This window comes from Qipengyuania sp. ABI-127-1 (assembly GCA_022953095.1).
Lineage (GTDB): Bacteria > Pseudomonadota > Alphaproteobacteria > Sphingomonadales > Sphingomonadaceae > Qipengyuania.
Genome location: JALJCR010000001.1, coordinates 902,501 through 929,333, shown reverse-complemented (window position 1 = coordinate 929,333; position 26,833 = coordinate 902,501). Strand labels below are relative to the sequence as shown.

The 26,833-nt window shown below is 61.4% G+C and carries 28 protein-coding genes, 3 tRNA genes and 3 rRNA genes (1 of these 34 only partly in view); 9 read left to right on the top strand and 25 right to left on the bottom strand.

Features of this window, described 5'->3' with window-relative positions:
* Positions 1-92: 92 nt before the first annotated feature.
* The 7 genes from MUY37_RS04490 (at position 93) to MUY37_RS04460 (ending at position 5,547) form a co-directional block, all read left to right on the top strand.
* Positions 93-551: a flagella basal body P-ring formation protein FlgA gene (locus MUY37_RS04490; RefSeq protein ID WP_499194194.1), complete on the top strand. Its 459-nt coding sequence runs from the start codon at positions 93-95 to the stop codon at positions 549-551.
* Positions 552-631: 80 nt separating this feature from the next.
* Positions 632-919 (top strand): flagellar biosynthesis anti-sigma factor FlgM, encoded by a 288-nt coding sequence (locus MUY37_RS04485; protein WP_499194193.1) that lies wholly within the window; start codon positions 632-634, stop codon positions 917-919.
* Positions 916-1,251 carry a hypothetical protein gene (locus MUY37_RS04480; protein WP_499194192.1) on the top strand — a complete coding sequence of 112 codons (336 nt, stop codon included), beginning with the start codon at positions 916-918 and terminating at the stop codon, positions 1,249-1,251. Before MUY37_RS04485 ends, MUY37_RS04480 begins: the two co-directional genes overlap by 4 nt.
* A gap of 76 nt (positions 1,252-1,327) precedes the next feature.
* Positions 1,328-2,182: a transglycosylase SLT domain-containing protein gene (locus MUY37_RS04475; RefSeq protein ID WP_499194191.1), complete on the top strand. Its 855-nt coding sequence runs from the start codon at positions 1,328-1,330 to the stop codon at positions 2,180-2,182.
* Positions 2,183-2,247: 65 nt separating this feature from the next.
* Positions 2,248-4,281 (top strand): flagellar biosynthesis protein FlhA, encoded by a 2,034-nt coding sequence (locus MUY37_RS04470; protein ID WP_499195112.1) that lies wholly within the window; start codon positions 2,248-2,250, stop codon positions 4,279-4,281.
* The gene (locus MUY37_RS04465) at positions 4,278-5,003 is read left to right on the top strand and encodes a sigma-70 family RNA polymerase sigma factor (protein WP_499194190.1); all 726 of its coding nucleotides are present in this window, start codon (positions 4,278-4,280) and stop codon (positions 5,001-5,003) included. The genes MUY37_RS04470 and MUY37_RS04465 overlap by 4 nt, the downstream gene beginning before the upstream one ends.
* A 139-nt stretch (positions 5,004-5,142) precedes the next feature.
* Positions 5,143-5,547, top strand: coding sequence for a hypothetical protein (locus MUY37_RS04460; protein ID WP_499194189.1), 405 nt, complete (start codon positions 5,143-5,145; stop codon positions 5,545-5,547).
* Here MUY37_RS04460 and MUY37_RS04455 read toward each other — a convergent pair.
* The 19 genes from MUY37_RS04455 to MUY37_RS04365 all read right to left on the bottom strand — a co-directional run bounded on the left by MUY37_RS04455 (position 5,542) and on the right by MUY37_RS04365 (position 20,694).
* Positions 5,542-5,712: a LuxR C-terminal-related transcriptional regulator gene (locus MUY37_RS04455; protein ID WP_499194188.1), complete on the bottom strand. Its 171-nt coding sequence runs from the start codon at positions 5,710-5,712 to the stop codon at positions 5,542-5,544. The two genes, MUY37_RS04460 and MUY37_RS04455, sit on opposite strands and share 6 nt — an antisense overlap.
* The gene (locus MUY37_RS04450; protein WP_499194187.1) at positions 5,684-6,064 is read right to left on the bottom strand and encodes a flagellar protein FliS; all 381 of its coding nucleotides are present in this window, start codon (positions 6,062-6,064) and stop codon (positions 5,684-5,686) included. Before MUY37_RS04450 ends, MUY37_RS04455 begins: the two co-directional genes overlap by 29 nt.
* A 1-nt stretch (position 6,065) precedes the next feature.
* Positions 6,066-7,484: a flagellar filament capping protein FliD gene (fliD, locus tag MUY37_RS04445; RefSeq protein WP_499194186.1), complete on the bottom strand. Its 1,419-nt coding sequence runs from the start codon at positions 7,482-7,484 to the stop codon at positions 6,066-6,068.
* A 2-nt stretch (positions 7,485-7,486) separates the two neighbouring features.
* Positions 7,487-8,644 (bottom strand): EscU/YscU/HrcU family type III secretion system export apparatus switch protein, encoded by a 1,158-nt coding sequence (locus MUY37_RS04440; RefSeq protein WP_499194185.1) that lies wholly within the window; start codon positions 8,642-8,644, stop codon positions 7,487-7,489.
* Positions 8,641-9,426, bottom strand: a complete 786-nt coding sequence (gene fliR / locus MUY37_RS04435; RefSeq protein WP_499194184.1) for a flagellar biosynthetic protein FliR — start codon at positions 9,424-9,426, stop codon at positions 8,641-8,643. The genes MUY37_RS04440 and fliR overlap by 4 nt, the downstream gene beginning before the upstream one ends.
* Before the next feature lie 10 nt (positions 9,427-9,436).
* Positions 9,437-9,709 (bottom strand): flagellar biosynthetic protein FliQ, encoded by a 273-nt coding sequence (locus tag MUY37_RS04430; RefSeq protein WP_499194183.1) that lies wholly within the window; start codon positions 9,707-9,709, stop codon positions 9,437-9,439.
* 5 nt (positions 9,710-9,714) lie between these two features.
* The gene (gene fliP / locus MUY37_RS04425) at positions 9,715-10,482 is read right to left on the bottom strand and encodes a flagellar type III secretion system pore protein FliP (RefSeq protein ID WP_499194182.1); all 768 of its coding nucleotides are present in this window, start codon (positions 10,480-10,482) and stop codon (positions 9,715-9,717) included.
* Entirely contained in the window at positions 10,479-10,760 is a 282-nt protein-coding gene (locus tag MUY37_RS04420) for a flagellar biosynthetic protein FliO (protein ID WP_417322808.1), read from the bottom strand. The genes fliP and MUY37_RS04420 overlap by 4 nt, the downstream gene beginning before the upstream one ends.
* On the bottom strand, positions 10,760-11,050 hold the full coding sequence (gene fliN, locus MUY37_RS04415) for a flagellar motor switch protein FliN (protein WP_115417514.1): 291 nt from the start codon (positions 11,048-11,050) through the stop codon (positions 10,760-10,762). The genes MUY37_RS04420 and fliN overlap by 1 nt, the downstream gene beginning before the upstream one ends.
* Before the next feature lie 5 nt (positions 11,051-11,055).
* On the bottom strand, positions 11,056-11,952 hold the full coding sequence (locus tag MUY37_RS04410) for a FliM/FliN family flagellar motor C-terminal domain-containing protein (protein WP_499194181.1): 897 nt from the start codon (positions 11,950-11,952) through the stop codon (positions 11,056-11,058).
* Positions 11,949-12,536: a flagellar basal body-associated FliL family protein gene (locus MUY37_RS04405; protein WP_499194180.1), complete on the bottom strand. Its 588-nt coding sequence runs from the start codon at positions 12,534-12,536 to the stop codon at positions 11,949-11,951. The genes MUY37_RS04410 and MUY37_RS04405 overlap by 4 nt, the downstream gene beginning before the upstream one ends.
* A 32-nt stretch (positions 12,537-12,568) precedes the next feature.
* Positions 12,569-14,002, bottom strand: a complete 1,434-nt coding sequence (locus MUY37_RS04400; protein WP_499194179.1) for a hypothetical protein — start codon at positions 14,000-14,002, stop codon at positions 12,569-12,571.
* Between the two features lie 180 nt (positions 14,003-14,182).
* Positions 14,183-14,578: a hypothetical protein gene (locus tag MUY37_RS04395; protein ID WP_499194178.1), complete on the bottom strand. Its 396-nt coding sequence runs from the start codon at positions 14,576-14,578 to the stop codon at positions 14,183-14,185.
* Complete coding sequence (locus MUY37_RS04390) at positions 14,559-15,890, bottom strand: FliI/YscN family ATPase (RefSeq protein ID WP_499194177.1); 1,332 nt, start codon at positions 15,888-15,890, stop codon at positions 14,559-14,561. The genes MUY37_RS04395 and MUY37_RS04390 overlap by 20 nt, the downstream gene beginning before the upstream one ends.
* Entirely contained in the window at positions 15,878-16,459 is a 582-nt protein-coding gene (locus MUY37_RS04385) for a FliH/SctL family protein (protein WP_499194176.1), read from the bottom strand. The genes MUY37_RS04390 and MUY37_RS04385 overlap by 13 nt, the downstream gene beginning before the upstream one ends.
* Entirely contained in the window at positions 16,452-17,471 is a 1,020-nt protein-coding gene (gene fliG / locus MUY37_RS04380; protein WP_499194175.1) for a flagellar motor switch protein FliG, read from the bottom strand. The genes MUY37_RS04385 and fliG overlap by 8 nt, the downstream gene beginning before the upstream one ends.
* Positions 17,468-19,078 (bottom strand): flagellar basal-body MS-ring/collar protein FliF, encoded by a 1,611-nt coding sequence (gene fliF / locus MUY37_RS04375; protein WP_499194174.1) that lies wholly within the window; start codon positions 19,076-19,078, stop codon positions 17,468-17,470. The genes fliG and fliF overlap by 4 nt, the downstream gene beginning before the upstream one ends.
* Before the next feature lie 3 nt (positions 19,079-19,081).
* Positions 19,082-19,444: a flagellar hook-basal body complex protein FliE gene (gene fliE, locus MUY37_RS04370; protein WP_499194173.1), complete on the bottom strand. Its 363-nt coding sequence runs from the start codon at positions 19,442-19,444 to the stop codon at positions 19,082-19,084.
* The gene (locus MUY37_RS04365; RefSeq protein WP_499194172.1) at positions 19,441-20,694 is read right to left on the bottom strand and encodes a sigma-54 interaction domain-containing protein; all 1,254 of its coding nucleotides are present in this window, start codon (positions 20,692-20,694) and stop codon (positions 19,441-19,443) included. The genes fliE and MUY37_RS04365 overlap by 4 nt, the downstream gene beginning before the upstream one ends.
* Positions 20,695-20,914: 220 nt before the next feature.
* Between MUY37_RS04365 and MUY37_RS04360 the strand changes: the two genes are divergently transcribed.
* On the top strand, positions 20,915-21,739 hold the full coding sequence (locus MUY37_RS04360; RefSeq protein WP_115417532.1) for a flagellin N-terminal helical domain-containing protein: 825 nt from the start codon (positions 20,915-20,917) through the stop codon (positions 21,737-21,739).
* Between the two features lie 181 nt (positions 21,740-21,920).
* A complete protein-coding gene (locus MUY37_RS04355; protein ID WP_499194171.1) occupies positions 21,921-22,484 on the top strand; it encodes a PilZ domain-containing protein in 564 nt (187 codons plus the stop codon).
* A 31-nt stretch (positions 22,485-22,515) separates the two neighbouring features.
* Here MUY37_RS04355 and MUY37_RS04350 read toward each other — a convergent pair.
* From MUY37_RS04350 to MUY37_RS04325, 6 genes are all read right to left on the bottom strand, one after another.
* Positions 22,516-22,592, bottom strand: a tRNA-Met gene (locus MUY37_RS04350).
* A 277-nt stretch (positions 22,593-22,869) separates the two neighbouring features.
* Positions 22,870-22,984: ribosomal RNA gene (gene rrf / locus MUY37_RS04345) — 5S ribosomal RNA — on the bottom strand.
* A gap of 118 nt (positions 22,985-23,102) precedes the next feature.
* A 23S ribosomal RNA gene (locus tag MUY37_RS04340) occupies positions 23,103-25,894 on the bottom strand.
* 271 nt (positions 25,895-26,165) lie between these two features.
* Positions 26,166-26,241: transfer RNA gene (locus MUY37_RS04335), tRNA-Ala, on the bottom strand.
* Between the two features lie 13 nt (positions 26,242-26,254).
* Positions 26,255-26,331: transfer RNA gene (locus MUY37_RS04330), tRNA-Ile, on the bottom strand.
* Between the two features lie 204 nt (positions 26,332-26,535).
* Positions 26,536-26,833 (bottom strand): 16S ribosomal RNA (locus MUY37_RS04325) (it continues 1,188 nt past the right edge of the window).
* The 16S, 23S and 5S rRNA genes sit together here with 3 tRNA genes alongside, the layout of an rRNA operon.

Here is a 26,833-nt window from a genome sequence, read left to right as displayed (position 1 = left end):
CAGGAGGCGATTATCGTGAACCGGAGCCAGTACCAACCATGCGCCAACAGTTTCTAGGATCGATTGCAGCCGCATTTTTCGCGACATCCGCGATGGCGGCGTCTCCCATGGACCTGTCGATCATCGATCGTGCCGTCGCCGATTTCACCGGAGCCGGCATCGGCCAGCCGGGCGGCGCGAAACTGCCGGTGGATCGGCGCCTGCGCCTGGACGATTGCCAGACTCCTCTCGACCTCCAGTGGTTTGGGCGCGACCAGCGATCGGTGCAGATTGCGTGTCCGACTGCCGGCTGGCGCATTTATGTCGCTGTAGACAGTCGGATGGGCGCGGCCAGCCGTTTCGGTCAGAGCCACGGGGAAACGATCGTCAAGCGCGGGGAAAACGTCAGTATTCTGGTGCGCGGCAACGGCTTCACCCTGACCCGGCAAGGTTCGGCCGTGGAAGACGGTGCGCAAGGCGAGTGGATCAAGGTCCGCGCCAACGGAAAAAGAGCCGAAGCCCTGCGCGCAAGGGTGATCCGGCCTGGGCAGGTCGGCATCGATTTGCCGTAACCGGCAAAAAACATTGCCGGGGAGTTAAACCCGCGCATGTTTCGCCGTTCTGTTGGACAACCAGCTTATGGAGCGAAACGATGCGTATTGTCGGATTGCCGGAATTTCAGGGGTCTATTGTGCGCCCAAGTGCCGGTGTGACGCCTGCGGGGGAAATCACCCCCACGCAAAAGGTTGCGATCGGGCCGCGCGAAGCGGAAGCGCCGATGTCGACCATGCGCGTATCGGCAGGCCAGGACATCCCCGTCGATCATGACCGCGTGGCCGAGATCCGCAAGGCTATTGAAACCAACTCCTACCCGCTGATCCCCACCGAGATCGCCGATGCGATCATTGCGGCGGGCCTGTACGGAAAGGTCGGGAAATGACCCGCAAACAGGACACTCTTTCTACCCTGCAACAATTGCTCGCACTTTTGCAGGGTGAGCGGCAGGCTCTTGCCGCCCTCGATCTCGATCGGATCGTCACCTGTACAACCGGCAAAATCGATTTGTGCAGCAAGCTGGAAACCGTCGATCAGGCGAGCCTCGACGAAGAGTGCCTTGGTATTCTCGACGCGGTGCGCCGCCTCAACGAGATCAATCGCCGCCTGCGGAACCTTATCGCCAGCAACGTGCAGAACCGGCTCGGCACATTGAGCGGGAATAGCTCCCCCTATTCCGCTCTCCCCCGAAATAAGATGAGCGTAGCACTCGCCTGACCCCTCGGGTCGCATTACCTTTCAAATTTGGCACGCCTCTTGCTGAAACACCGGGACAACCAATCCCGGAGGTTTCGTGCCTACAATCAGCCCCGTCCAGACCGCCGAAGTGCAGGGTGCCATCGCCCGCGCTGCAACGCGGACAGGTGTCGACTTCGATTACCTGCTGGCCCAGGCACGGCTTGAATCCGGCCTGGACCCCAGCGCCAAGGCGCGGACGTCGAGCGCCACCGGCCTTTATCAGTTCATCGATTCCACCTGGCTGCGCACGCTCGACAGGCACGGGGCGAAACACGGGATGGACTGGGCCGACGCCGCCATCGCGCCCAATGGTCGCGTTGCCGATGCAGCGACCCGCGACCAGTTGCTCTCGCTGCGCTATGATGCCGATGCATCTTCCCTGATGGCGGCCGAGCTCACGCGCGACAATGCCGATGGGCTGCGCACGACGCTGGGCCGCGAACCGGAACCCGCCGAACTCTATCTCGCCCACTTTCTCGGTCTTGGCGGAGCCCGGAAATTCCTCGGCGCGCTTGCCAGCAATCCCGATCAATCGGCTGCTGCCTTGATGCCGCAAGCCGCAAGGGCCAACCGCCCGATCTTCTACGCCGATGGCGCGCCCCGTTCGGTCGGCGAAGTGATGTCCTTGATGCGCGGCAAGGTCGATGCGGCCTATGGCGCACCATCGATACCTGGCAGGACGCCCGATATCGTTGCCGAATTCGCCAACGTTGCAGCGCGGCCGGAATTTCAGCCTGCCAGCCCCAATCGCAGAAGGCTCTCTCCCCAACTGCTGCCACCCGATGCCGTCCAGCGCCCCTCCATGGCCGATACACTGCGCTCTACCTTCGGTGATGCGGGCGTGGCCGACAGCCGGGCGAACCGGCACATCGCTTCCGCCTATGGCAAGTTCAAGGCGCTCGGCCTGTGAGCGCGCGTCAGTTCTTCAACCCCGGACTCGCCCTGCCGATCGGTATTCTGACCATCATTCTGCTGATGGTCATGCCGATCCCGGCAATGCTGCTCGATGTGTTCTTCGTGATGAACATCGCGCTGTCGGTGTCGATCCTGATGGCGGCCATGAATGCGCAGAAGCCGCTGGACTTTTCATCCTTCCCCTCGGTGCTGCTGTTCGCCACGCTATTGCGGCTTGCGCTCAACGTGGCCTCGACGCGCATTGTCTTGCTCAATGGGCATGAGGGCGGAGCCGCTGCGGGCAAGGTGATCGAAGCCTTCGGCGCCTTCCTCATCGGCGGCAATTTCGCGGTCGGTATTTTCGTCTTCCTTATCCTGATGATCATCAATCTGATGGTGGTGACCAAGGGTGCCGGGCGCGTATCCGAAGTTTCCGCCCGCTTCACGCTCGACGCCCTGCCCGGCAAGCAGATGGCGATCGACGCCGATCTCGCCGCCGGCCTGCTGACGGCCGACGAGGCCAAGGCACGTCGGCGCGAAATCGCCACCGAAGCCGATTTCTACGGGTCGATGGACGGTGCCAGCAAATTCGTGAAAGGCGATGCCGTCGCTGCCCTTCTGATCCTGCTGATCAATGTCATCGCTGGCCTGGTGCTGGGTGTTTCGACACACGACCTTTCCGCAGGCGAAGCGGCCGAATTCTACGTTACGCTTGCAGTCGGCGATGCGCTCGTCGCCTCGGTGCCCGCGCTGCTGTTGTCGATCGCCGCCGCCGTCATCGTCACCCGCGTATCCGATGCGCGCGACCTGACCGGCCAGATCGGCGGCCAGCTCGCCGATCCCAAGATCTGGTTGCCCGTCGCCTGCATCCTGTTCGTGATCGGCTGTATTCCGGCGATGCCGCAATCGATCATCCTCCCGCTATCGGCGGGGGCGTTCTGGTTGTGGTTCAATCTGCGCAAGCGCCAGGAAGCGGCCGCCAATATTCCCGAACCCGTCGTCACGCCGGATCCGGCGTATATCGCGATCGACGAGGTTTCCGACCAGACTCTGGTGACGATCCAGCTCGGCTACGGCCTGATCCATCTGACCGACGAGAAACGCGGTGCGACACTGGTTGCCCGGCTGACCGGTCTGCGCAAGCAGATGTGCCAGACCTTCGGCTTCATCGTTCCCCAGTTCCGCATCGAGGACAGCTTCGAGGTGGAACCTGACGCCTATCGCATCACGCTGGGCGGTGCGACGATCGGGGGCGGCAAGGTCAAGCCGGATCACCTGCTGGCGATCGACACGGGCGAGGTCATGCATTCCCAGGCCGTCCCCGGCGAGGCGACGGTCGATCCGAGCTTCGGCTGCCCGGCGCTGTGGATCGATCCGGGCACCCGGGACCTGGCGGTGGCCGAGGGCTACCTCGCGGTCGATCCGGAAAGCGTTATAGCCACGCAGATCCACCAATTGCTGGCAGCGCGGGCGCAGGACCTGCTCGGCCCCGACCAGGTCCGCGACCTGCTCGACCATCTGCGTGCGCGCCATGGCCAGCTAATCGAATCCTTCACCCCGCAGCCGTTGACGCTTGCCGCCGTGACCCGCCTGCTCAAGGCGCTGCTCGCCGACGGCATCTCGCTGCGCCATTCGCTGCGTGTCTTCTCGAGCATCTCGCTCGCCGCACAGCAGACCGCGGAGCACGATCGCATGGTCGACATCGTCCGCGCCGACCTTGGCGCGATGATCGTGGGCGAAGCCTGCCCGCCCGACGCAAAACTGCCGGTAATCACCTTGGCGGCAGGGCTAGAGGACATGGTCGTCGGCGGGCTGCAGGACCCTGCATCGGGCGAGATCGTGATCGAACCCGACCTTGCGCGGTCGATCGGCGAACGCATCGCCGCCATCGTCTCGCAGCGCGACCCTTCGGCGACGCGTCCCGCCCTCATCGTCCAACCGCGCGCACGGCGTGCGCTGACCGCCCTGCTGCGCCTGCGCGCGCCGCAATGCCTGGTGCTGTCGATCAACGAACTGCCCGCCGCCCAGCCGATCGAAGTGATCGCGGTGGTGGGCGACGAATCTTCCGAACCACCTGCTGAACTCGGCCATGAAACGGAGGCCCTTGCGGCATGAGATACGACCACTCCCATTTCAATGCGCAGCGCGCCTATACGAGCGAAATCAACCAGCGCATCGGCAATTTCCTTCCCATGGTGCGCAAGCTCGCATGGTATTACGAAGCCAGTTGCGGGGCCTCGGTCGATGTCGACGATCTGCTGCAAGCCGGGATGATCGCGTTCACGGAATGCGCGCAGCGGCACGACCGGCCGGGGGAAGACGGCTTTGCCGCTTATGCGAAAATGCGGGTGCGCGGGGCCATGATCGACCTGCTGCGTTCGCAATCGCCACATGCCCGTGGAGCCGCAGCCCAGCGCCGGCGAATGGAAAATACGATGGACCGGCTACGCGGCGAACTGGGGCATGATCCCTCCGCGCAGGACATGGCCCGGGCCATGCAGATGTCCCTCGAGGAATATCACGAAATGCGTGCACAACTGGCCACACGGGTCGTCGACCTGGAAGACTGCTATTCGGATTCCAATCCGGCGTTCGGAACCGAAGAACCTGATGCCGAAACGAGATTGCTCGAACAGGGTGATCGCGCCATGCTGGCCGAGGCCATTGCCAGCCTCCCCGAACGGTTGCAGCTCATCACCAAACTGCATTTCATCGAAGAACTCAATCTCACCGAGATTGCCGCAATTCTCGATGTCAGCGTTCCACGGGTCCACCAGCTCAAATCGGCGGCCCTTGCGAAACTGCGTATTGCCATAGTCGAAAACGAGGGCAATTAGACCCCGAGCGCCCAGGCGATGGGTTTCACGCGGAAAACCACCCAATGTACGCGTCGATACGGATGACATTCATCGTGTATACTGTGTAATCGCACCATAACGTGTGCCACGGCTCGCGTGCTTCGTGAGGACCGACCAAATGTCCCTTTGGGAAACCAAAATACTGACTTTCGTCGATTCTTGCTCTGCGGGAAGTTTCGAGACTTCCGATGAGGCAATCTGGGCACTGGCTGCCATTCTCGACGAGGCTCCGCCCGAAGTCGCACCTATCGTTTCGCAAAGGGCCGACAACGACCGCCTGGCAGAGCTGCTGGATGTCGATGCTCAGATCAACGCGGCCATCGAACTGGTTGGGCCAACATGCGGTATTCTGCTTACCTCGTCGCCGATCGGTTCTTCGTCGGGGCTGGTCAAGATCATCGACGAGGTCGAAGAGGGCAACTTCTTCGCTTCGGACCCTGCAATAGCCCTGTTGGGCGCGTATGGCCGGGCGCTGGTCGCCATTCTCGCCACGGTCAGGATCACAGGGGGAACGGCTCTATAGCGCCGCTTCCACGGGGACACGCCCTGCCCCGATGCGGCTTTCCACCTCGAGCTTGGCGATCAAGTTGCGTCGATGGTTCTCGACGGTGCGTGTGCTGATCGACAATTGCCCCCGGTCGAGCGCGTATTTCCAATAATCACCCGATCCGCGCTGCCCGGAACGCACTGACTATTTCCCGCATGTCAGCCCGCAATTGCGCGATTTTTTCCAAATCGACAGTGCGAACGGAATCGAGCAGCAGGCCCTTGGCCGCACCATAAAACTGCATCAGGGTGGACGCCATTTCCGCCTCGCGGTCGATGCCGATCTCGAGAGCGGTCAACGCGGTCACGCATCGCGTCAGCGATCGGCTGCGAGCAGCACGGTCGCCACGCGATTCCGCGATTTCCAATCCACCGAGGTTTTCGACCAGATCGTCCAGACAGAACAGCACGAGGTCGTCGCGTTCGCTCACCATCAAACGCGCATCGAAATTGCTTTGCCGATAGGCTTCGCCGGGTTGGGCACGCGCCAGCATATCAGTCTCCCTGCGAATTCCAGATGTCGATCTGGGACTGGAGGAAAGACAGGGTCGATTTGGAAGCCGCAACCTGGCTATCGGCCTTGGCGAAGCGTGCAACCATGCTCGCCCGCAGGTCTTCTTGCTGGTCTGCCAGTTTCTCCAGATCGCGCGTGATCTGGAGCGATTGCTTCTTGTAGCGGGCTATCGACCCGGCAAGCGATCCGGGATCGCTGGATATGCTGTTCGAACGAGCCATACGATCGATCGTCGAGTAAACCCCGTTGAGCCCCGTCGTAAACATGGCCGCAACAGATGACGGGTCGCGGTTCATGACCTCTGTCAGCGTCGCATTATCAAAGCGGAAACTGCCATCGGGCTCAATCGCGAGTCCGAGTTCGGCCAGCGTTCTCGGCGCCCCTTCGGGTGCATCCGGCATGATGACTACAGAGCCCAGGCCTGAAAGCGTACGGCTAAGAGCCCGCGCTCCGCTGTCTCTGGCGAGATCGCCGGTTTTTGGATCGGTCGCCGTGCGCAGCTCGTTGATTATCTCATTTAGCGCCCCGGTGATATCCTGCATAACGCTTGAAATCGCACTGGACGGGTTGGCGAAGGTGATGGTTGCTGGCGATCCCGCATTGGTGGCCGTGAGCGTCAGCGAAAGGCCTGGCGCGAGATTGTCGATCTTGTTCGTCTCGCTGGTGCGGGCAAGACCATCAAGCGTGAATGCCGCATCCGCCGAGGTCTTGATAAGGCGTGACGGATCGCCACCAGGCTGCCACGCGAGGGCGGCGAGACCCGGATCACCGGCATCTTCGGTTGCTTCGATTGTGAAGCCGTTCTGCAGGCCCTCGCCCCCCTTGATGACGAGCTGAGCCCCGGTGTCGGTTTGCGCGACATAGGCATTGAGCCCTGCATTTTTCCCATTAATCGCGGCAGCGACATCGTTTAGCGTCGCCCCGGCAGCGACATCGATCGTCAACGGGGTCTTGCCCGTATCCTCGGTGAAGCTCGCATTGGTCGTCTCGCCGAAGCGGATCGTCAGGGTTCCCGTACCGACCGTATCCTCGGCACTGGCGTAAGTCGGCCCGGCGAGTGTCTGGTAGCTGGCCAGCTGAGTGACTTCGAGCGAGTAACTTCCCTTGCCGATCGAACCGAGAGGGCTGGAGACGGCAGCCACTGCCGCATTGCTGATCGAAGGCAATGGCGCAAGATCGCCGCTGCGCAGGCGATCGCCCAAAGCACTGGCGAATGTCGAGAAGCTGCTACGGATCGACCCCGCCAGCGAAATCCGGCGCTCGAGCGTTTCCGACTGGTTGGTCAGGCGCTGATTGCGGCCCTCGAACTGGGCTTCGGCGAGCTGTGTGGCCAGCCCCGCCATATCGATGCCGCTGCCGATCCCGAGGGTCGTGGCGATGGAGGTGGTCGAAATACTCATCGCTATGATAACGACTGAAGAGGGCCGGAATTAACAGCCAGTCGGCCTTCGGCGTCGAAACGTAGAGCTGCGGGGACTTCGATGTCGGGCAGCAGCGGGGTCTCGCCGCGCTTGAGCGAAAATACGTAAGCGAGCACGGAAGCCACTGCGCCATAGAGGTCCTCGCAGATTATCTGCCGCTCGCGCGTGGTATAATAGACCGAACGGGCAAGCTGCGGAATTTCAAGCGTCGGCAGGTCGAGCTCTCGGGCCAAATCCTTCATCGCCAGAGCCTTGTCGCCGCGCCCCTTGGCCAGCACGATCGGCGCGGAAGCTTTGGCCGGATCGTATGTCATCGCCACCGCGAAATGAGTCGGATTGGTGATGACGAATTGGGCTTCGCGCATGGCGCCCGCAACCGAACCAGTGGCGATATCGCGCTGGCGCTGACGGCGGGCGGCGCGCATTTCGGGCGAGCCTTCGGTTTCCTTGTTCTCGTCGCGCATTTCCTGATGGCTCATTTTCAGGCGTTTTTGCTGGCGCAGCCATTGGATCGGAAGGTCGACGAAAGCGATCACCACCAGTCCCGCGCTAAGGGCAAAGATCAGCGAAACGATCGCCTGCCATGCAGCCGTGAGCTGGGCGGACAGATTGCCGCGACCCAGACCGATCACGGTTTCCATGCTGGTCCACCACCAGGCAGCGGCAATAGCGCCGAGCAGAATGATCTTTAAGATGCCCTTGCCCATTTCGATCAGGCCCTGCGGACCGAACATACGCTTCAAGCCCTGAAGCGGGTTGATCCGCTGCCCCTTGGCCTTGAGATTGTCGGCAACCCATCGGCCACGACCGAAGCCAAGTTGGGTTATCAGCGTGACGATGATGACCGGTACTGCGAGAGTGAGGATCGCCGGCACGCCGAGCAACAGCCCCTGCATGAACAGGTCTTCGACCCCGAAATCATTCATGTCGCGCGCATCGAACAGGAAGGCGTCGCGCGCGAGCCGCGCCAGACCATCGAGCAGCCAGGGTCCGCCAAGCGCCAGCCAGGCGCCCCCGAACAGCATGACCGCTGCCGTCCCGGCATCTTTCGAGCGGAGGACATCGCCCTTCTTCGCGGCATCGGCCAGCCGCTTCTCTGTCGGGGCAAAGGTCTTTTCGCCGGCGGTCTCTTCACTCATCGGACCAACACGCTTTCGGTCTGGTCGAGCGCCTCGCTGACGAGGCCCGTGAACTGGTCGAAGATCAACGGCGCTGAAATGATCAGCGCGGCCATGCCCGCCAGCACGCCGGCAGGTAGGCCCAGCGCGAAAAGGTTGAGCGACGGGGCCGAGCGGCTCAATATACCGGTCAGCACCTGCACCAGCAGCAGGATCAAAGTGACCGGCAGGGCAATTCGCAAAGCGGTTTCGAACATGAAGCTGGCAAACCCGGCGATGGCGGCAAAACGGTCCCCACCGAGCCAGGTCTGCCCCGGCGGGAAGGCATTGTAGCTTTCCACGACCAGCGCGATCCAATGCAGGTGCGCGCCAGTCGCCAGGAAAATCAGCGTCAGTACAATCACGAAATACTGGCCGAAGGATGTGGTCGTGCCGCCACCCATCGCGTCTTGGGAAACCGCCATGCTCATTCCCATCCCGCCCCCGATCAGTTCGGCGGCCACGGTCGGGGCGGCAAAGGCGAGCTGCAGCACGAAACCGAGCGCCAGCCCGACAATCACTTCGCCTGCGATGGCGAGCATCCCCTCCAACGACAGCAAGGCCGGGGGCGTGGCGATGGCGGGCATCCAGATCGAGACGAAGATCGCAAGTGCGCCGGTAATCGACACGCGTACCGATGCCGGAACCGAACTCGCCCCGAAGAAAGGCGCGGCAAGCAGCGCGGCGCCAAGACGAGTCATCAGGAAAACGACCCGCCACATATCCTGCTCAAGCGCGCCAAGTCCGAGATCGAGACCGTTCACCGTGTTGATCTCAGTCGCCGATCCGCGCGATTTCGGTGAAGATATCGTGTGTGAAATCGCCCACCAACGCCATCATCGATGCGCCGAGGATGACCAGCACGAGAGCCACTGCGCCCAGTTTTGGGACGAAGGTGAGTGTCTGTTCGTTGACCGAGGTGGCGGCCTGCACGAGACCGATGACCAGACCGATGGCAAGGCTTGCCAGAAGGATCGGCGCAGCGACAAGGGCGGCGATCCACAACATGCGATCGGCCATGGAAAGGAGGATGGCGCTTTCGTCCATGATATCTATCCGAAGCTTGAGGCGAGCGAGCCCATCAGCAGCGCCCACCCGTCAACGAGGACGAAGAGCAGCAGCTTGAAAGGCAGCGAAACGATCATCGGGCTCATCATCATCATGCCCAGGCTCATCAGCACGCTGGAGACGACGAGATCGATGACCAGGAAGGGCAGGAACAGCATGAAACCGATCTGGAAGGCGGTTTTCAGTTCGCTGGTGACGAAAGCGGGCAGCAGGATCGAAAAGGGCACGTCCTGCGGGCTGGCGAATTGGCCCGCCCCCGCGATATCCGCGAACATTTCGAGATCGTATTCGCGCGTCTGGCGGATCATGAAGGTGTGAAACTGATCCCCGGCGCGTTCGATCGCGACTTCGGCGCCGATCTCGCCCGAAGAATAGGGGGCGATGGCGGCCTCGTTCACGCGCTCCAGTGTCGGCGCCATGATAAACAGCGAAAGGAACAGGCTGATGCCGATCAACACCTGGTTGGGCGGTGACTGTTGCAGCCCCAAAGCCTGGCGCAGGATCGCCAGCACAACGATGATGCGCGTGAAACTGGTCATCATCAGCAGGAGCGCTGGCAGAATTGTCAGCAGCCCCATCACCAGCAGGAGCTGGAGCGAGAGGCTCAGCGGTTCGCCCCCCGCCCCGGCCATCTGGCCGAAGGCACGGTCGAGCGCGCCCGACACCGCCGCTTCGCCGGTCTGTGCGCGCGCCAGTGCGGGATAGGCGAGTGCCGCGATCCCGGCGGCGCATTTGGCAAGGCGAGCGATCACTGGACGATGTCCTGCGTTTGCGGCCGCGCCGGAGCCTCTGCCAGCCGTGTGAGGCCATTGCGCGAGGTCGACACGAGGATTTCGCGCCCGTGAAATTCGATCACGGCGAGCCGCAGTGTCGGCGATAGCATGGTGGTTTCGACAACGCGCACAGCCTTGCTGCCATTCTCCGGCCCGCCAAACTGACCTTGCATCTTCTTGGCCAGCTTAAGGCTACCCCAGATCATCGCCCCGATGAGCGGGAGCAGAATCAGCAGCTTGAGAATGTACCAGAACATTACTGGGCCACCTCGATACGCGGCATCTCGGATGCGGTACCGCTGGCGCCCACGATTTCCAGAACGCGAATGGCGAAGCGATTACCCTGCGCAATGACTTCGCCGCGCGCGATCAGTTTGCCATTGACGAACATGTCGAGCGGTTCGTCGGTCAAGCGGTCGAGTTCGATGACGCTCGATTCGCCCAGCGCCAGCACATCGCGCAGGCGCATCGATTTGCGCCCCAGTTCCACGGTGAGGCGGACATCGATATCCTGAATGAGGCCGAAGCCATCTGCATGCGAGGCCATGTGTTCTACTCCGAAAGAAAGGATTGGGTAAGTTCGAGGGCGACACGGTCGTCGAGTTCACCGACGCATCCCTGTGCGATTGTAAGGTTGCCGGTCAGCAGCGGGACGTTGCGATTGACGGCAACCGGGATAACGGCGCCGGGTTCGAGACTGGCCAGCCGGGCAACCGACATCGGGACATCGACCAGCACCGCGCGCAGCGGAAGATCGACATCGGCGATGGCCGAACCGTCGATCCCGCGCGCGCCGATCGTGCGCCCGGTGGCAGGAGAAACGGCGCGAGTACCGACGATCTCGGCGATCATCGATTGGCAGGCAGCGAGACGAACCTTCCATACCTGCGCGCTTTTCGCGGAGGAGATGGCCAGCGTCGCGGTCCAGATCCGTTCATCGGCGGCGAAAGGTGCAACCTGCTCCACTTCGTCGCCATTCGTCGTTGCCGCGATGGCACGGCGATCGCTGGCGCGGCGCAGGACTGCTGTCATACGGTCTTCGAACTGCTGTGCGAAACGTTTCGACGATGCCGGAAGCGCAGTACAGGTCTCGTCGATTTCACCCGTACCGCCCAGAATGCGTTCGAACTGCGCGATCAGCTCGCCGATGCGGACCGAAACCAGCAGCCCGCGGCGTTCCTGACCCAGAGCGAAGAAACTGTGGCGATGCGCGGCACCGATCTGCGCGTACCACTCGCCCACGGGGAGCAATTCGGTTTCGACCAGCTCCGCCGAAAGCCCCCTGTCGTCGCATAGCACCGCGAGCTCGGCGCCAGCCTGTTCGGTAAAGCTGCGGGCAAAGCGCGCGAATTCCAGGTCCAGATCGGGCGGTGTCGCGGCCCTGCTCAGCAGCTCTTCGCAGTGGCACGCGGCCCGCGCCGCCGCTTCGGGGATGGGGCCGGTGATCATTGGACGATGAACGACCGGAAATAGACGCTGTCGACGCCGCCGAAACCTTCGCGCTCTTCCAGCACCTCGTTCAGCGCCTTGGTCAGGCGTTGCTGCAGTTCCTCCTTGCCCTTGATACTGGCAAGGTCCTCCTCGCTGGTCGCCGCGAGTTCGGCCAGAATACGCGAGCGCAGCGCCGTCTCATGTTCGGCGAGCCACATCAGCACGCGTCCATCATAGTGCGTCGATGCGGCGATGCTCACCTGAACCAGAGCATTTCCGTTGGCGAGGTTCGACGTGAACTCCTCGGTGAAATTATAATAGGCGGTCCGATATTCACCGCCGCCCGCTCCGTGGACGACCGGTGCCTTATCCTTCGTCTCTCCGCCGCCGGTGAAGGGATAGGGGTCTTCATCGCCCTTTCGCACCAGCTTCGGATTGTTGTCCTCTTCCTGCGTCCCGTGAGCGCCCAGCATTCCACTGGCGAAGGCGGCATACGTGCCCCCACCGCCCGCAGCGAGGAGCAGGACCGCGAAAAGCACCAGCTTGAGTTTGCCTCCCTTCTTCTTCGGCGGGGTTTCCTGCGGAGCGTTTTCAGTCGACATGGTGGTTTCCTGGTTGAATTAAAACTGGATGTTCAGACGTACAGCGCGTCGTCGGAAGGTGTCTGCGAGGAGGGCTGATCGGGGCTCGGGCCACGTTCACCATGGCGACCGCGCTGGTCCGAATGTGCCGATCGCTGGTCGTCGGCATTGCTCTGCCCCGGACCCGAACCGGTGTGACCAGCCGAGCCGCCCCGATCCGATCCAGTTGCCGCCGACTGGTTCTGAATCGTATTCGCCTGTGTGGCCGGGTCCTGCTGGCGGTGTGTCGTGCGATCGTTCGCAATCGCGGCGGCCAGGGCACGCTGCGCCTCGCTGTTCTCTGCCGCGATTTCGACATTCATACCGTTTGCCGATTGATCGAAGGTCACCGTCAGCGCGCCGAACTCACGATGCGCCACGGCGATGGCCGCAGGTTTCGCGAGATCCACCTGGCGGGCAGCCATAATGTGTTCGACCACGCGTTCGACATCGGCGAACGGGTCGCTTACGACCGGGCGCGGGGCGACTGTCATCGGACGCAGCGCGGCTGAAGGATCCTCGACCGGCGAAACGAGGGTTTGCGGCATGGCTTTCGCGGTCTCGACAGTCAGGCTTGCCCGCGACGTGAGGACAGGCTTGTCGGCTGACGTCTTGTCGTCCTGTGCGTTGCGCGCGATTTCCATACTGCTCGTCTCAACCGCTTTGATACGGGCTGATTGATCGATTGGCGCTGCGGGACGCATGACGGGGGTGCTGGGCTGCGCCTGGGTGGTTTGCGGGTCGCGCCGCTTCGAAGCGAGATCAGGGCCGCCCGGCGGGGCTGGTTTGGCAGCCGGTTTCGCTGCGCTTGGCGGCAAAGCACCAACCGCTGCACCGTCACGCATGCTCATCAGCGGGCTTGCCGGGGTTTTAGAGCGCGTGCCTCCGTCCGCTGACGGAGCTGTTGCGGTGCCAGCAGTCGGAAGATCGATACGGGCCATTCCGTTTTGCAGCGAAGGGCTCATGGCCGCGCCACCGACCTCGCGCGGAGTTGTGGCTGCCGCGATGCTGACGGAAAGCCCCTTGGTCCGAGCTTCGCGTGCCGACGTCGCTTCGGTAGCAGCATCGCTTTGCCCGCGCGCGGTCGGTCCCGTCTGTCCCTGCTCAGCGCGCACCATGTCAGCAGAAGTGGAGAGCCGCGAAACAGTAGGTTCGGCGGTATGGGCAATCGCCGATTTCACCGTGCCGGTGACGGCGGCCTCAGCGAGCGGCACCGGTCCGGTGGCAAGCATGGGAGGGGCCAGGGGAAGCATTGACACCGGAGCGCCTTGAGGCGCATCAGCGCCCTCGTCTTCCGGGTCTCCCGGCGTGGTCTGCGGCAAGTCCTGCAACCCGACCGGCAAACTCTTGCCGGTCGGCAAATTGCCGGTTTGCCGCACCCCCAGTTCAACTTCCGCCTTATTCGCGGCGATTTTGCCCAGGGGGGCCAAGATTTCGAGATCGTTCACCAAATCGGCAAAGCCGTCCCCCCCTGCGGAACCTAGGTTTTTCCGCCCTCTACCACCTTCCAGGCCGGGGGTCGGCGTTTGAGCGTCGGAAGCATTCGGCAGGGCAAAGGAGAGGGTCATTGGGTGTCCGTTTTTGATTTACCGACTCTCTATCAAGAAGCGTGCCAAACTTTGTGTGGATCAGCCTTTCTCCAGACCGGCAATGATCGTGCGCACCAGATCCCTGGTGCTTTCCTTGGCCTTGCGCAGGCGCATGTCGGACTGGGCCAGCACTTCGCGCCTGGCCTGCGATTGCGCTTCCGCTTCTTCGGCCTGCTTCGCACTCAATTCGGTGAGCTTTTGCAATTGGTCGCGCATCGCCTTGCCGCTGCGCAAGTCGGCGCCAACCAGATCGCCTTCCCGATGGGCGTAATGCGCTGCCAGGCTGCGGGTGCGTTCGGCCACACCGAGCAATCGGGTCCGCGTGGCTTCGGCCTCGCTCGCGGCGAGTGCCGATTGCATGCGCTCGACGGTACGGATCCGCTGGATCAGGTGCGCACGCTTGAGTTTGCGACGTTCAGGCGTCACTGCCGACAAGCTCGGTCATCTGCGCGAACGCTGTCGCCAGATCGACGCTCTCGCTGAACCCTTGCGAGAGAAACTGGCACATTCGCGGATGCAGGGCGATCGCTTCGTCGAGCAGCGGATCGGCACCTTGCCGGTATGCCCCCATCATGACGAGGTCGCGATTGGCCTCATAGGTCGAACTCAGTGCCCGAAACCGGCGCGCAGCGACCGCATGTTCGGCAGAAACGATATCGTTCATCACGCGGCTGAGGGACGCGCCCACATCGACCGCCGGATATTGGCCCCGCTGCGCAATCTCGCGCGAGAGCACGATGTGACCGTCGAGAATGGCGCGTGCGGTATCCACTACGGGGTCGTTCTGGTCGTCGCCATCGGCAAGTACGGTATAGACCCCCGTGATTGCGCCGCCGGATTCTTCGGAATTGCCTGCCCGTTCGATCAGTTTGGTGATCGTTGCGAGAGCGGAGGGTGGATAACCGCGCGCCGCGCCCGGTTCCCCAAGCAGGATGCCGATCTCGCGCGCGGCGTGGGCCACGCGGGTCAGGCTGTCGAGGATGAGCAGGACGCGTTTGCCCTGCGACCGCAGATGTTCGGCAATCGAGGTTGCCAGCATCGCGCCGCGCAGGCGCAGATTGGCCGCATAGTCGGCAGGCACGGCAACGATCGCGGTCTGTGCCGCGCGTTCTCCCGCCATATGACGGGTCACGAAATCGGAGACTTCCCGGGCACGTTCGCCGATCAGGCCGACGACAATCGCATCCGCCTGCGCGCCGTCGACAATCATGTCCATTAGCACCGATTTGCCGACACCCGATCCCGCCATGATGCCGATGCGCTGACCGACGCCGAACGTCGTCAGCGCATTGAGCGAGCGGATACCGCTGTCGAACACTTGCGTCACGCGCGAGCGGTCGAGCGCCCCCACACGGTAGCCCCCGGCCGGCCAGCTGGAGGTGGCCATGACCGGGCCGCCGCCATCGATCGGTTCGCCCGATCCATCGACCGCGCGCCCGAGATATTCTGTCCCGACGCTGAGCATGCCGGGTCGCCCCTCGGGGCGAACGATGGCGCCCGGTCGCAGCAGCACCGTGTCGCCCATCATCATCATCATCGTATGGCCGTTGCGAAAACCGATGGTTTCTGCGCGGTGTTCGGTCGAGGCGCCCTGGGCGATGGTGCAGATCGATCCGATCGGCACGCCGAGCCCGGACACCTCGATCAAGCCACCGTCGCACGCCACCACCCGGCCGAACCGGCGCGGAGCCAGATCGAGCGATGCCGTTTCAACGGCAGCGAACGTGGTGTCGATCAGGGCTTGCATGTATCGAAGATTTCGGCGAGCGCGCGCCGCCATTGTTGCGGGCCATCCTCCACCCCGCCATCGTCTGTCTCGACACGCAGACCGCCGCGTTCGACGCTACCGTCGGGCACGAGTTCGAGATCCTGCGACAGATTATCGCGGACGAGCTCCAGATCGTCGGGATGAATATGGATGATGCGCTGGTCCTGCTTGCGCTGGAGCATGGCGGCAGCCGCTTCGACACGCCGGGCAAGCCCTTCCGCGTCGAGCGCTAGCGGCAGGACAGCTTCTTCGCATAACGCCTGGACCGTGGCGAGCATCCGGTCTCGCAACACGCGGCCACTGTCGGCATCGAAACGGGCAAAGGCGAGTTCGATGGCCGATCTCTCCGCCCGTTCCGCCTTGAGTTGCGCCTCGAAATCTGCGCGTGCCGAAACCTGCCCGTCCTCATAGCCGGCGCGATAAGCCTTTTCAGCCGCATCCTCGGCCTCGACCGGCGCCGACAGATCTTCGGCCACCGGCATCGTGTAACGACCATTGCGCGCGAAACTCCCGCGCTTGCCGAGCGCGGCATAGGCGATTCTAGACATAATCTTCGTCGCCCTCGCCCATCACCAGCTCGCCTTCGGCAATCAGCCGTTTCGCAATGGCTACGATTTCCTTCTGCGCTGTCTCTACATCGGCCTTCTTGACGCGGCCGCGCATTTCGAGCTCGTCGCGAAGACCATCGGCTGCGCGCGAGGACATCGCTCCATAGAACTGCTCGCGCTGCTCTTCTTCGAGGCCTTTCAGCGCCAGGATCAGCGTGTCGCTTTCGACCTCGCGAAGAAGCACACCGGTCATCTTCGTATCGAGCGCGAACAGATGCTCGAACTTGAACATCTCGTTTTCGAGTTCCTTGGCGAGCTTCTTGTCGATCTTGCCGATCGTAGGCAGGACCCGCTTTTCGAGGCTGCGGTGCGACTGGTTGATGATTTCCGCCGCATGCCGGATCCCGCCCATGGTGAGTGGGATGGTCCCGTGAAGCTTCTCGATCTTGGAATTCAGCGTTTCCTCGAGAATCTCGATTGCCTGGCGCGATACCGGCCCCAGGCGAGCCACCCGATGCAGCACGGATGTATGCAGATCTTCGGGCAGCGCGGCCAGGGCGGCAGCAGCGACATCGGTATCGAGTTGCAGCAACAGCACCGCGATCGCCTGCGGATGTTCGTCGGCGAGGATTTCGCCTATGATCTTGGGGTCCAGCCACCGCAGAAGCCCCAGTGCGGGCAGGCTTTCCTCCTCCCCCTCGGGGGCGACCTGGCGCATGAGATTGTCGGTTTTGACTTCGCCCACGGCGTCGTTGAGCAGTCGGCGGACATTGTCGACCCGTCCATGCCCGGAGATGCCTCCGCTCTCGGTCGAGTGCGAAAAGCCCGCAATGGCTTCCGCAATCGCCTGGGGTTCCACCTCGCCTATGGCGCACATCGTACCGGCAAGCTGGCGCAATTCGTCGGGCGTGAGCTGGCCAAGGATCTTCGATGCGTCCTCTTCGGCGAGCAGCATGACCATAATGGCAGCCTTGTCGGTGCCGCCCATGAGCTTTTGCGTCGGCGCGGTCATGCCGAAGCTCCCTGACGCGTATCTTCGGCCAGCAACCGGCGCAGGGCCAGTACCGCATCATCGGGATTTTCGCGGGCAATGCGCTGGGCAAGCTCGATCTGGCCATCGAGCGCTTGCCGATCGAAGGATGTATCCGTGCCCCTTGCCGCCGCGTCCGACACCGGGACGAGGTCCCGCCCTTGCGCGTCATCCTTCGCAGGACGCCGCAAGGCGTTGATCGCGGGGCGTACGGCGAGCAGCAGCACGAGCAGGACCGCGAGAATGGCGACGCCGTTGCGGACGGCCATGCCGAACCAACTCGTCTCGTAGAACGGAATTTCTTCGGCTTCGGTTTTCTCGAAGGCGCGCATGACGACGGTCACCGTGTCGCCGCGATCTTCGCGCGCGCCCACCGCCGCCGAAACCAGTTCCTTCACTTTGTTGATGTCGGCCGCGCTCGCCTTTTCGAGAGCTGCCTGGTCGATGGCCACTGCCACCGAAAGGTATTTGATCGAACCGGGCGACAGGTTGGAGACCGAGACTTCGCGGCCGAGTTCGTAAACCCTCGTCGCGCTGCTTTCGCCCACGCCGCCCGCAGTGGTCGCCTGCGTATCCTCGGGTGCTCCTTCACGCGCTTCGGCATCGGCTGGCGGCGTATTGGCAAGCACCCCGGGGATCCCTCCCGCCTGCGTTGCCCCGCTCTGCGATTGCTGCGTCGTTTCGCGGCGGACCGTACCATCCTTGTCGTAACTCTCGCGCGCCGATGTGACCTCGTTCATATCGAGCTCGACCTGGACCTGTGAGGAAAAGGCATTGCTGCCGAACATCGGCGCGAGCAATTGATCGAGCTGCGCGTTGAGCTTAGCCTCCATCTGGGCCTGCAGATCAATCCGACCACTATTGGAATCGCGCGCCTGGCTGAGCAGTTTGCCATGTTGATCGACCACCTTCACGGCATCGATCGCAAGGCCGGGGACCGAACCTGCCACGAGGTTGGCGATCGCGGTGACCTGTCCATCGGAAAGCTGGCGACCACGGGCCATGCGGACCATTATCGACGCAGAGGGCGCGACGTCTTCGCGTACGAACACGGATCGTTCGGCCTTGGCGATATGGACCCGGACCGCTTCCACGCCGTCGATTTCCATGATCGTCAGCGTGAGCTCGCGCTCCTGCGCGGCGCGCAATCGGTCCCCTTCAAGCGTGCGGCTGGCACCCATAGGGAGGTTTTCGATCAGTTCCGTGCCGCTTTCAGGCGCGGCGAGCGAGCCGTCCGAAGCGACGAGCATACGCGCACGATAGACATCGTCCTCCCCGACGGTCAGCGCGCCGGTATTGTTGTCGATCGTATAGTCGATCCCCGCCTGGTCCAGTGTCGCCACCACGCTCGCGCGTTCGGCATCGCCGAGCGAGGAGTAGAGCATACGCTGCGGTGCGGGGGACAATGTCGCCCAGGTCAACGCCATCAGGCCGAGCCCGGCCGTTCCGGCAAACCAGGGCAGCACTTTTCTGGCCGCCGGCTGCGCAGTGAAGGCCCGCAGCCGCTCGCCAAACGAACCCGTCCCGTTTGTCAGCGGCGAGAGCATTCCGCCGCCCCCGGGGCTATCAGCAGGAACCAGACCGTTCATGGATTAAATCCCCATCCGCATGGTTTCCTGATACGCAGCAAGCAATTTGTTGCGGACCTGGAGGGTTGCTTCGAAGGCGACTCCGGCTTCTTGCCGGGCAAGCATCACCTTCGCGATATCGGTTTCCTCGCCGCGTTCGTATGCGGCGGTCATTCGGCCGGACTCAGCCTGGACGGCATTGACGTTGTCCAGTGCGGTGCGCAGCGAATCGCCGAAGCTGGGGGTCGGCGACGCTGCTTCCGTCGGAGCCTCTGTCTTGGGCTGGTGAACGTCTTGCAGAACTTTCGACCGCTCGATGATCTGCTGACGCAAGGCGATGATCTGTTCGAGCGAACCGCCTCCGCCCACTGAGCTTACCGGGTTCATCGGCCTGCTCCCACTGCAATACCGGCTTCACGAAAGGAGGCCAGGCGGTAGCGCAGCGTGCGTTCGCTGATCCCCAGCGCCCGCGCCGCATTGGCGCGGTGTCCACCGACCTTGTCGAGCGCTTCCATAATCGCCCGGGCTTCGGATATCTGGACGATCTTCGAAAGCTTGGCTGGCTCCCCGGTTTCGGCAACCGGTTCGGGCTGTACGGGCTTCTCGACAGCCTTGGCCGTCATGTCGAAGACGATATGCTCGATTTCAATAACGTCCTTGCCCTGCGAAAGCAGCAAGGCGCGGCGCATGACATTTTCCAGTTCGCGTACATTGCCGGGCCAGGCATAATGGGTCAGCGCGGCGATGGCGGCATCGCTGATCCACGGCATGCGTTCACCCTTGGCTACGTGACGCAGCATCATGGCGAAGGCGAGCGGCGCGATATCGGCGCGGCGCTCGCGCAGCGGCAGCATGTCGATGGGAAAGACGTTCAGGCGATAATAAAGGTCGGCGCGGAACCGTCCCTCCTCGACTTCGTGCGGAAGGTCGCGGTTGGCGCAGGCGATGATGCGCACGTCGACCTTGACCGGCCGGGTGGCGCCGATCGGAACCACCTCGCCCTCCTGCAGGGCGCGCAAGAGTTTCGCTTGCAGCGAAAGCGGCATTTCCGCGATCTCGTCGAGAAGCAGCGTACCGCCATCTGCGGCGCGGAAGAAACCCTCACCCGCCGCGTTGGCGCCGGTGAACGATCCCTTTTCATGACCGAACAGCATGGCTTCGAGCATGGTTTCCGGGATCGCCGCGCAATTAACCGCGATGAACGGCTTGTCCGCACGCTGGCTGCGGCGGTGGATGAAGTTTGAGAGAACTTCCTTGCCGGTGCCGGTGGGGCCGTTGATCAGCACGGGAATTTCCGTGCGGGCGAGACGGTCGGCAAGGGCAATAACCGATAGGGAGGCAGGGTCCGCTGCCACGGGTCCCTGCCCGGCATAGGTCATCGCCACCAGCGCCGCGATACTGCTTTCCGCAATCGGATCGGTATAGGTCAGCGTGCCGCCGGCACCTGCAAGCACGATGGAAGGCTTCTCGCCCCGCGCCAGCGTGATGCTGCGCGCATCCCGGCTGGAGGACAGATCGCTCTCGTCTGCAAACGTCACCGGTCGTTCCATGAACAGCGACGACGCGATTCCCGCCATCCGGGCCTCGATCGTCCCGTGTGCCCGCGAAAAATTCGTTGTCTTCGTAATCCCGTCCATCAGTGCCCCCACATGGCAATCCTTATCGACGAACCGGGAAATGGCAGGTCCACGGCCAAAATTTGGATAATTTTAGGGCTGGTAGATTTACGAGTATGGTTAATGGATTCCTGCCGCTTCGTTGATCGCCCACTTAATCTCGGAAGAATTCTGCCGGTCTGGTTTCGACTGCCACATCCTGACCGGGGGGCAGTGACCGTAGACCAAAGGGAACAATGCCATGAACGTCATCAACACCAATATCGGCGCGCTGAAGGCGTCGAACGCTTCGAACGCCGCCGGCAAGGCGCTCGGCACTGCCATGGAACGCCTGTCGACCGGCAAGCGGATCAACTCGGCCAAGGACGACGCAGCCGGCCTCGCCATCGCCACCTCGATGACCTCGCAGGTGCGCGGTATGAATCAGGGTATCCGCAATGCCAATGACGGTATTGCCATGGCGCAGACCGCCGAAGGCGCTCTGGGCGAAGTCACCAACATGATGCAGCGCGTCCGCGAACTGGCCGTCCAGTCGACCAGCGGGACCTACTCCGCGACAGACAAATCGAACCTGCAGGCAGAAGTCACGCAGCTTTCGGCTCAGATCACCTCGACGCTGTCCAACACGACCTTCAATGGCGTTAACCTGTTCGATGGTACCGCGGGCACCGCCGGCGCCGTCAGCATCCAGGCCGGCGCGAATGCGTCCGACGCCATCACGCTCACCTTCGGCAACGTCGCTGGCGATGCAAACGTGACAGCCGTCACCGGGGTCGACCTGACCACCGCCGACAACACCGTCCTCGCGACGATCGACACCGGCATTCAGACGATCTCGACCGCCCGCGCCAACCTGGGTGCCGGCCAGAGCCGCCTGGAATCGGCAGTCAACAACCTAGCCAGCAAGGCGACCAACCTGTCGGACGCACGCTCGCGGATCGAAGATACCGATTACTCGGCGGAAACGACGGCGCTCGCGAAATCGCAGATCCTCAGCCAGGCTTCGAGCGCCATGCTTGCTCAGGCCAATCAGAGTCAGCAGAACGTCCTCTCGTTGCTCCGCTAAACCTCCTAAAACCCAGCAACGGGAAGATGGCCCGCCGCTCGAAAGAGGGGCGGGCCTTTACGTTTGAACGGAATACGCCGGGTCTTTTCGCACCGCTTCCGGCCCCGACCGTAATTCTACCTAGCAGGAAAGACAGTCAATCTTGCCGATCGCAGGCGCAAGACAGTTGCAGGAACCCGATATGTTGACAGCCGCATACGACACTCCGAAAGCTCATCCCAGTTGCGCCCGCGCGGAGCCGCGAACGAATATGTTCGTCATGGCCGCGCTCGTTACCGCCACTTCGCGTGAATCGGTTAAGGTTCGCAATATGTCGGCAGGCGGCGCGCTGGTCGAAGGAGCCGGGCTGCCGAAAGCGGGAACTCCCTGCCTCCTCCATCGGGGCGAAATTTCGCTCGAGGCGAGCGTTGTATGGGCACGTCCTGGCCGCGCCGGGTTGCGGTTTCTGCACGGCGCTGATGTCGGGCAATGGCTGCCTTCCGGGCGCCGCACGCAATCCGAAGTCGACATCGCGGTGAAGATGACCAAGGCGGAGCTCGTCTCGGCGCCGGAAGCGAAGATCCCAGCGCCGCTCTTTTCCAGCGAGCTGTGCCGCGAGGACGTTCTCCACACGGCGGCAGCGATGGAGGCATTGTCCGATGCGCTGGCAGAGGATCCCGCGGTGGTCGCACGCTTTCTGACCAAACTTCAAACGCTGGACATCGCGGTTCAGACCTTACGCAAGCTCGCCGATCAGCTGCGTTAGGTTTGCGGTTTGTTGTGTGTTGATTTGGTTTTGGTTGCGGGGGTTGGATTTGAACCAACGACCTTCAGGTTATGAGCCTGACGAGCTACCGGACTGCTCCACCCCGCGGTACCTATTTGACTGCCTCAAGCGCCGGCGCCGACATATGTCGGCTTGGCTATCCTCGCTCATGCGACCTGAAGGTCGCGTCGCTGCGGACGGCCGGTCGGCCTTGCGAAGCCCCTTGGGCTTCGATGGCATTTCGCCTCTGGACGCATGCGCCGGAGACGACAAAGCCGCCGCTCGGGGTATCCCGGCAGCGGCTTTTGAGACATGTGAATGGGTTTATACGGTGCCCATCGAAGTGGTACTTCGATGGGGCCCGACCTTGACCGCCTGCTGTAATGCCTGGCGACGACCTACTCTTCCAGTGCTTGAGCACTAGTACCATCGGCGCTGTCCGGTTTCACGGCCGAGTTCGAGATGGGATCGGGTGGGTCACAGACGCTATAGCCACCAAGCAATAGAGCGGGCGGTCAGGGTTTAAATCGATGCTGTTGAGCTTCTAAGGGCTTATCCGGCTTTGGAGATTTCCTCCGATCGCAGACAGCGCAGGGCTGTCGTTGATGGTATGGATCCTACAAGCGCGAAAAGAACTATTAGGACCGGTTAGCTCCACGCATTACTGCGCTTCCACACCCGGCCTATCAACGTCATGGTCTATGACGGTTCGAAGATTGCTTATCTCAAGGGAGGCTTCCCGCTTAGATGCTTTCAGCGGTTATCCCGTCCGTGCATAGCTACCCTGCGGCACCCTTGGCAGGATGACAGGTACACCAGAGGCACGTTCACCCCGGTCCTCTCGTACTAGGGGCAACTCCTTTCAACAATCGACGCCCACGGCAGATAGGGACCAAACTGTCTCGCGACGTTCTGAACCCAGCTCACGTACCACTTTAATTGGCGAACAGCCAAACCCTTGGGACCTGCTCCAGCCCCAGGATGTGATGAGCCGACATCGAGGTGCCAAACGATTCCGTCGATATGAGCTCTTGGGAATCATCAGCCTGTTATCCCCGGCGTACCTTTTATCCGTTGAGCGATGGCCCTTCCACGAGGGACCACCGGATCACTATGACCGACTTTCGTCTCTGCTCGACTCGTCAGTCTCGCAGTCAGGCAGGCTTATGCCATTGCACTCTTGCAGACGGTTTCCAACCGTCCTGAGCCTACCATCGCGCGCCTCCGTTACTCTTTAGGAGGCGACCGCCCCAGTCAAACTACCCGCCACAGAGGGTCCCAACACCGGCTAACGGTGCGTGGTTAGACATCAGAAAATCACAGGGTGGTATTTCACAGGTTGGCTCCCCTCGGACTGGCGCCCGAGTTTCAAAGCCTCCCACCTATTCTACACAGTAATTTCCTAATGCCACTCTGAAGCTGCAGTAAAGGTGCACGGGGTCTTTCCGTCTAACCGCGGGTACTCCGCATCTTCACGGAGAATTCAATTTCGCTGAGCATATCCTGGAGACAGTGGGGAAGTCGTTACGCCATTCGTGCAGGTCGGAACTTACCCGACAAGGAATTTCGCTACCTTAGGACCGTTATAGTTACGGCCGCCGTTTACTCGGGCTTCAATTCGGAGCTTGCACTCCTCCTCTTAACCTTCGAGCACCGGGCAGGCGTCACACCCTATACGTCGTCTTGAAGCCGACTTAGCAGAGTGCTGTGTTTTTGCTAAACAGTCGCTACCCCCTGGCCTGTGCCCCCCACAAAGACTTGCGTCGATATGGGGCCTCCTTCTTCCGAAGGTACGGAGGCAATTTGCCGAGTTCCTTCAGGATACTTCTCTCAAGCGCCTTGGTATACTCTACCTGACCACCTGTGTCGGTTTCGGGTACGGTCTATAGTGAAGAGGCTATTTCCTGGAACCGCTTGGCTGCCCTCTCAATCCAATAAGAGAAAACAACTTCCACGATCCGTCACACATCTTCAGGCCCACGAATATTTACGTGGTTCCCATCGACTACCCCCTTCGGGCTCGTCTTAGGGGCCGGCTAACCCTGCTCCGATTAGCGTTGAGCAGGAACCCTTGGTCTTTCGGCGACAGGGCATCTCACCCTGTTTGTCGCTACTCATGTCAGCATTCGCACTTCCGATACGTCCAGCGTCGGTTACCCTTCGCCTTCACTCGCTTACGGAACGCTCCGCTACCGCTCAGAATAAATTCTGAACCCTAAGCTTCGGTGCATATCTTTAGCCCCGTTACATCTTCGCCGCAGGAACCCTTATTTAGACCAGTGAGCTGTTACGCTTTCTTTAAAGGATGGCTGCTTCTAAGCCAACCTCCTGGTTGTTTTGGGATTCCCACATGCTTTCCCACTTAGATATGACTTGGGGACCTTAGCTGTAGGTTAGGGCTGTTTCCCTTTTGACGACGGACCTTAGCACCCGCCGTCTGTCTGCCGGATAAGACTCGATGGTATTCGGAGTTTGGTTAGGTTTGGTACCGCTCGCGCAGCCCTAGCCCATCCAGTGCTCTACCCCCATCGGCATACATCCGACGCTCTACCTCAATAGATTTCGCGGAGAACCAGCTATTTCCCGGCTTGATTGGCCTTTCACCCCTAAACACAGCTCATCCGAGAATTTTTCAACATTCACCGGTTCGGTCCTCCAGTGCGTGTTACCGCACCTTCAACCTGGCCATGCCTAGATCGCCGGGGTTCGGGTCTAATCCATCATACTCAGTCGCCCTATTCAGACTCGCTTTCGCTGCGCCTACACCTAACGGCTTAAGCTTGCATGGTAGATTAAGTCACTGACCCATTATGCAAGAGGTACGCTGTCACCCCCTATGGGGCTCCAACTGCTTGTAAGCATCCGGTTTCAGGTACTGTTTCACTCCCCTAATCGGGGTGCTTTTCACCTTTCCCTCACGGTACTGTGTTCGCTATCGGTCATGTGCGAGTATTTAGGCTTGGAGGGTGGTCCCCCCATGTTCAGACAGGATTTCACGTGTCCCGCCCTACTCAAGTCCTTCATCATCACTTTCGCATACGGGGCTGTCACCCGCTATGGCCACTCTTTCCAAAGTGTTTTGCTAGTTGAAATGAAGGCACTGGCCTGGTCCCGGTTCGCTCGCCACTACTACGGGAATCTCTGTTGATGTCTTTTCCTCCGGGTACTGAGATGTTTCAGTTCCCCGGGTTCGCTTCACCAAAGCTATATATTCACTTCGGTGATACCCTATCCACCTCTTTCCGACTGTCCGAAAACAATCGAAAGGAAATGGTGAGGGTGGGTTTCCCCATTCGGAAATCGCCGGATCAAAGTTTGCTCACAACTCCCCGACGCTTATCGCAGCGTGCCACGTCCTTCATCGCCTGCACATGCCAAGGCATCCACCAAATGCTCTTACCTCACGCTTGAGAATCCACACCATCAACGACAGACCTGCATAAAAGTCCGAAGTCTCACGATAGTGCGGAGGAATATCTCAGCCAGATAAATCAATTTGATTGATCTTGTTTGTGATGCATCGATCGCATCGATCGGCCCGAAGACCAACCTTTGCAAATCCATGCGCCACGGCATCGATTTAAAAACCCATTCACAATGTCAAAGACGGCGATCGAAATCGCCTACTCGCGCAAACCGCGAGATCCGCTCTCGTTTCATACAATCGGATCAGTTAGTGCCTGGTGGAGCCTATCGGGATCGAACCGATGACCCCCTGCTTGCAAAGCAGGTGCTCTCCCAGCTGAGCTAAGGCCCCGTATCCAGGCAAATGGTAGGCCCGAGTGGATTTGAACCACCGACCTCACCCTTATCAGGGGTGCGCTCTAACCAACTGAGCTACGGGCCTAAACGCCAGCGCAGGCCCCCTTCTCATACGAAAAGGCACGGCCGCTACTCGGCATGAGCCAGCTCAGGCAAACAGCCCGAGCAGACAAAAACCCGCTAGGCTGTATCCGATTGATGAAAGGACATGAGGACGACGGCAATGTTCTGTAGAAAACTGCGAAGCTCTTCCAGCGACTGGCGCCGGCGCTTTCGCAATCATCCTTAGAAAGGAGGTGATCCAGCCGCAGGTTCCCCTACGGCTACCTTGTTACGACTTCACCCCAGTCGCTGAACCCACCGTGGTTGGCTGCCTCCTAAAAGGTTAGCGCACCACCTTCGGGTGAATCCAACTCCCATGGTGTGACGGGCGGTGTGTACAAGGCCTGGGAACGTATTCACCGCGGCATGCTGATCCGCGATTACTAGCGATTCCGCCTTCATGCTCTCGAGTTGCAGAGAACAATCCGAACTGAGACATCTTTTGGAGATTAGCTAACCCTCGCGGGATCGCTGCTCACTGTAGA